Origin of the sequence: Flavobacterium sp. (assembly GCF_049590715.1) — a bacterium.
GTDB lineage: Bacteria > Bacteroidota > Bacteroidia > Flavobacteriales > Flavobacteriaceae > Flavobacterium.
Map to the genome: position 1 here is coordinate 1 of NZ_JBAWDL010000086.1, position 5,334 is coordinate 5,334.

The 5,334-nt window shown below is 34.2% G+C and carries 5 protein-coding genes; 3 read left to right on the forward strand and 2 right to left on the reverse strand.

Features of this window, described 5'->3' with window-relative positions; all coding sequences use genetic code 11:
* Positions 1-110: 110 nt before the first annotated feature.
* Together WBQ70_RS04355 and WBQ70_RS04360 are read right to left on the reverse strand one after the other, a co-directional pair.
* Complete coding sequence (locus WBQ70_RS04355) at positions 111-812, reverse strand: PDDEXK nuclease domain-containing protein (RefSeq protein ID WP_423911075.1); 702 nt, start codon at positions 810-812, stop codon at positions 111-113.
* A complete protein-coding gene (locus tag WBQ70_RS04360) occupies positions 794-1,114 on the reverse strand; it encodes a DUF1016 N-terminal domain-containing protein (RefSeq protein WP_423911078.1) in 321 nt (106 codons plus the stop codon). The genes WBQ70_RS04355 and WBQ70_RS04360 overlap by 19 nt, the downstream gene beginning before the upstream one ends.
* A 797-nt stretch (positions 1,115-1,911) precedes the next feature.
* On the opposite strand from WBQ70_RS04360, the gene WBQ70_RS04365 reads away from it, so the two are divergent.
* The 3 genes from WBQ70_RS04365 to WBQ70_RS04375 all read left to right on the forward strand — a co-directional run bounded on the left by WBQ70_RS04365 (position 1,912) and on the right by WBQ70_RS04375 (position 4,013).
* Positions 1,912-2,373: a hypothetical protein gene (locus tag WBQ70_RS04365; protein WP_423911081.1), complete on the forward strand. Its 462-nt coding sequence runs from the start codon at positions 1,912-1,914 to the stop codon at positions 2,371-2,373.
* A 75-nt stretch (positions 2,374-2,448) separates the two neighbouring features.
* Positions 2,449-3,480 carry a hypothetical protein gene (locus WBQ70_RS04370; RefSeq protein ID WP_423911083.1) on the forward strand — a complete coding sequence of 344 codons (1,032 nt, stop codon included), beginning with the start codon at positions 2,449-2,451 and terminating at the stop codon, positions 3,478-3,480.
* Positions 3,481-3,530: 50 nt separating this feature from the next.
* The gene (locus tag WBQ70_RS04375) at positions 3,531-4,013 is read left to right on the forward strand and encodes a hypothetical protein (protein WP_423911086.1); all 483 of its coding nucleotides are present in this window, start codon (positions 3,531-3,533) and stop codon (positions 4,011-4,013) included.
* The last annotated feature ends 1,321 nt before the right edge of the window (positions 4,014-5,334 follow it).

Sequence of the window (5,334 nt, forward strand, 5' to 3'; positions counted from 1 at the left end):
TTCGTTTTTTAAGACATGTTCTCTTTTTTGCGTAATTAATTTGTATAAAAAATCATTTAATGTGTGCGGAGTGGCTTATTGGTTAAAAATCTGCGAATATCAGTTCAGATTTACTCTAATTTTTTAAACTCTTGCTCAAATTCTTCAATACTAGGTAGATTTGATTTTAGATCATCTGGCAATATTTCAGTCAATTCAAATTCGCTTACGCCCATTGGCTTGTTTATATCCCTTAAGGCAAACTCTGTTTCAAAGTTATTTTTATCTCTACATAACAAAATTCCAATAGTAGGTTTATCATCGTCTTGTTTAACTAGAGTATCCACAGCTGATAAATAGAAGTTCAATTTACCTGCATATTCCGGTATGAATTTTGTATTTTTTAATTCTATTACAACATAACATTTCAATTTTGTATGATAGAAAAGTAAATCTAAATAATAATCTGTTTCGCCAACTTCTAAATGGTATTGCTGACCAATAAACGCGAATCCTTTGCCTAGCTCAAGCAAGAATTTCGTAATATGAGAAATCAATTGTTGCTCTATATCTCTTTCTTGATATGGCTTCGTTAAAGTGAGGAAATCGAATACATATGGATCTTTTAACGTTTGCTGAGCAAGTTCAGATAAAGGATCAGGAAGTGTATTCTTAAAATTAGTGATAGCCTTTCCCTGCCTATAGTATGTATTAGTTTTTATCTGAAGAGCGAGCACTTCCCTGCTCCAGCCATTTTCTATTGTTTCTTGGATATAAAAGTATGCTTCGTTAAAATCATTTACTTTACTAAATATTAATATATTATGCCCCATGGAATTTGCATCATGGGCTGTTGCGTTATTTTATTATTCAGTGTATCAGATATTTGTAATTGTCCAACAGCTTGTTGGACAATTGAAGATTGATAAAATTCAAAGAATTGCTTTGCATAAGAAAGATTGGTTCTAGAGCGTCCTTTCATGTTAGGAAATTCATACTTTAAATCCTTTGACACTTGTTCTAAAATCTTATCTCCCCAATTACTTAGAGCTGTTTTCTCTGAAATCATTTTGCCCAACTCCCAATAAAAGCCGACTACAGCTGAGTTTACAGCAACGGATGCCAGATTTGTCAACAAGCCTAAATGAAACTAAATTTCATAGACTCCTAGTAAAACAGTTGGCAGTTTTTTTAAGATGGCAGATAAGCTTAAATTAAAACATCTTTCTGCAAATGGTGCCCAGTCTTTTATAGATAGGAAAGGTTACTTAGAATATATTGACTCAGCCGAAAAAAAAATTGAAAGGCAGATTAAGCTAGATTGAAATAAGTGAATTCCAACATTTCTGAGGAATAAGAAAGCAAAAATTAATTGTATTCGTGTGTTCGGCATTACTTTGAATAATTTAGATAATTCCTCATTAGTTTCGTGTTTTTGAGTAATTGAGAAATTATTTTGATCTTGCTTATGCAAGGAAAATAGTGGTATAATCCGATTGAACAGCTAAAGCCTGGAATTCATAGACTAATGAATTATCTAAATTCTCAGCTAAAATTAGATTTGCAGGAAGAGATCAATAAAGCGAATAAACAATTTGTGTACGATAGTGCTTTTTTGCCCATTAAAACGCCCAAAGCCGAACTTAATATCCATCGGATCGCTTTTCAAGATATCAATTTGTCATTCTTATCGTGCTGCAGTTATATTCCGTTGGTTTGAATGGAAAAACCAGAGTAGATTGACACCGTCTCACCGGAAATAAATTTGTTATAAATAATTGGTTGCCATTTTGTTATTGAATTGGCGGAAAGGGGTCAAATTAATTGATTTGGCCACCTAAACATCAAAATGGTTTATAACTAAATTTTCAGAATTAGATTGTGATGTATTGAACTTTTTGTAGATTGTTTCAAAAAAAATCTAAAACGCTCATGAAAAAACCTCTCTTTGGATTAAGCCACTATTCAACTATGTTTATATGTTTTTTGTTTCTACTAATTTCGTGCAAGAAATCAGAACAGAAAACCTTTGAAAAAATAGATCCTTCGCGCGAAAAAGAAATGATCGATTATGCGAACGGTCCTCAGCAATCGAATTATACTTTTGAGCAGTTTAAAAGTAAAATAGACTTAAACAAACTCGGAAGTTTAAGTAAGTCTTTTCTCATACCAACTCCATCTAGAGAAAAACTTATGTCAGTTAATACCCAAGATACTTATAAAGGCTTTGCTTTACACACTGACAGTATCAAAATTATTAAATCCAAAGATCATACTTCTTATATCTTTTCTGTTAAACAAAGTTCGCCAAGGGCAATAACTTTTCAAAACTTAACCATAGATGAAGGGCCAGATGGAATAACTAGTTTTGTGAATACATACGTCCCAAGTTAAAAGTGGATTGACCAATGGAAGAAAGGTCATCCAGGCAAATTTGAGGGAGAAATAAGCGTTACTTACCTTGAAAGGGTGAGTCAAAACAGCATAATACGTAGTTCGGTTGGTGCTAATGGCAAAATAGCATTAGGAAGTTCTTCAGATAAAATTGCATTGCTTGATGCAAATGGCTGTGATAGAACAATATATTATTATGAAGTAGCATATTTCTGTGGCTCAGGTTTACATGGGCCTGGTGAGTCTGCTTGCGCGCTTACCGGAACTGGTGCGGCGGGTTATGCAACTTTAAGTTCGGAAATAACAACTTGCCAAAATGGCCCCGGAGGTGGAGGTGGCGGCACGACTCCTGTTCCTCCGGGTGAATATGATCCTTGTAGCCAGGGGCCTCCACCGCCAACAACAAATGGATTAGCGGGTCTTGGAGGGAAAATTATGTCTGGAGCACGTGGACAGCAATTAATGGTTCACGAAAATCCAGAATGTTATTCTGAACCACAAAATGATATAAAACACGAATTAGATGCATATCCCTGCGCAAGTTCGCTAGTGAATCAGATGCCAAACCTTTCAGGAAACATTGCTCAGCTTATAAATAGTACATTCAACAGAGGTGATGGAATAAATATTGTATTTCAAACAGACGATAGACTGGTAGGCACAACTATAGACGGCCAATTATTATCAGGAGCTCCAACTCAATTCGGTATGACAATCAGAATCGGACTTAACCCGGACGTCTTAACAAAAGCTAGTAAAGAATACATACTTGTCACTATGTACCACGAAGCATTGCACGGATTTCTTAAATTGAAGTTACAAGAGTTAGGACCCACAGAGTTTGCAGCTCAATTTAGCTCGATAAATTCTAATGGAGGAAGAACTTTATTCAGAGCAGATGAAGCCCACTATGAATTGGCAGCTGTGAATTATCTTAGTGGACTTCGTGATGTAATAACTAATTTTAATTCGAATTTTGACATAGCAAGGGCTGCAGTATTAGCAAGTCACGGTATATTTCCGCTTAGCTCAGGTGATGCAGCCATTAATATGCAGGAGAGAGATACTACAAAACCAGGTTACACAGGTACGAAGTGCCCAAATTAATTAATATGATGAATCAACTAATAAACTTAAAGGTATTTTTGGTAGTGACAATGCTAGTTACATGTTTTTCAGAAAAGCTAACAGCACAAAATACTGACAAAGATGGATCACCAAAATATTATCGAATTCACAACGTGATAGCGACTAGATATACTTTTGATGTACTGAATGATAGCATACCATTGTATACTTTTTATTTCAAGATAAACGTAAAGAAAATTGGAAAGACTCAAATTGTGAAAGTCACAGCAAATGATAGTTTGGCTTATTCTATGTTCACGACCTATAAGAAATATAATTCATTCGATTTTGGACCATATATGAGTAATAAAAAAGAGGTAAATATCATCTTACCGATATTGGTTCTGAATAATGATGGCAAAGATTTCTCAGCTTTTAGTAAAGTCCCTCTAATTAGCGTTAGTGAGGTAGTAAAGTTATTTGAAAGGATTTTATACTTAACGAGGTCAGAACCTAACATCCTTATGCTCGGTATAATGCGAGTAGAGAAACTAAATATTCCAAAAAAATAGCAGACAGTACGAATCGGTCTCTCAGACTGATTCGTGTCCTTAATTGAATAAACCACTTAAAATTGCCCCCCCCCTTCGCAACTCCAAAAAGCCCCCTTTGCCGAGTTAATTTGTTACGTTCTGTTTACATCCTTCCCAATGGTACAATAATCCTAGAGAACAAGGTTGATAGTTACCCTAGCAAGCGTGTGAACTTAAGTCGGCAAAATCCCAATGAAATCAATCTTAGCAAATTTGTAGGTCTCTATAAAAATGTAGAATTCAATACTGAATATGAATTGCTGATCAAAGATAATAAGCTGATTGCGCAACACAGCTTTAATCATGCCATCATGCTGCATCCGTTATCAAAGAATAGCTTTTATTCGGATGAAGGATTTTTTGGGAAGTTAATTTTTCTCAAAGACACACACGGTAAAATAATTGGATTTTCATTATCCGGCCAAAATTTATTTAATATAGAGTTTATTAAAATTAAATAGGCAGTCCGGACTTACATAAGTTTTTCATCTCACTATTCCCTCAATATTTGATATTGATGGATGTGTCGGAAAAATTGAGTCATAATATGATACATATCCTCATAGAATTGAATCTTCAGTTAACGATTCTCATAAACTCATTCCATTAATCAAAAGAAATATTTAGTTTTTGACAATGAGTTTTTGATTATTTGAATTACAAAAAATTTGGTCATTAAATTACTATCAATTAAAATGTCAAGTTTTTCGGTTCAAAGTTTTCCGCTGAAGGTTTTTTTTTAACTATTACTTCTAGAATTTTAGGCTCAATCATAAAAATCCTTTCAACTTTAAATCATCAACGATCGGTTCTATAAGCAATAGAAAGGCTTTCAAATATTGAAAGTAGTCCCGTTGGTCGGTACAATCCTTGGCTATCACAAGTGATGCAATTAGAAGCGTTCCTTGAAGTAGCTAGGATAGTAGTTAATCAATACCCATCTGAATCCTCCTCAAATACTTCCATTTTATGGAAAAAGGTATAATTAATGGCTTCTAATGAAAATATTATACTGTCGTTTAATTGCTTATTTGCAATAGTTTGAGAATAATTGTGAGTGCCTTGTTGAGTGTTTAGCTAAAAGTCTAGCAGCTGAGTTTTCTCTCATTAGAAAGTGATGACTAAAAAAACCGCTTTCTCGTTGTGAAAAAGAATGCTTTTTCTTAATTTTAAAAATGAAATCAAGGGTTGAAAGTCTGACAAAAGTCTGCCAGTAACCCCCTAAAATTAGCGAAATGAGAAAAGTAAAACCCCTCTCAGAGTATCAAAAAGGCATCTACGGAGAAATATTAGGCGAATT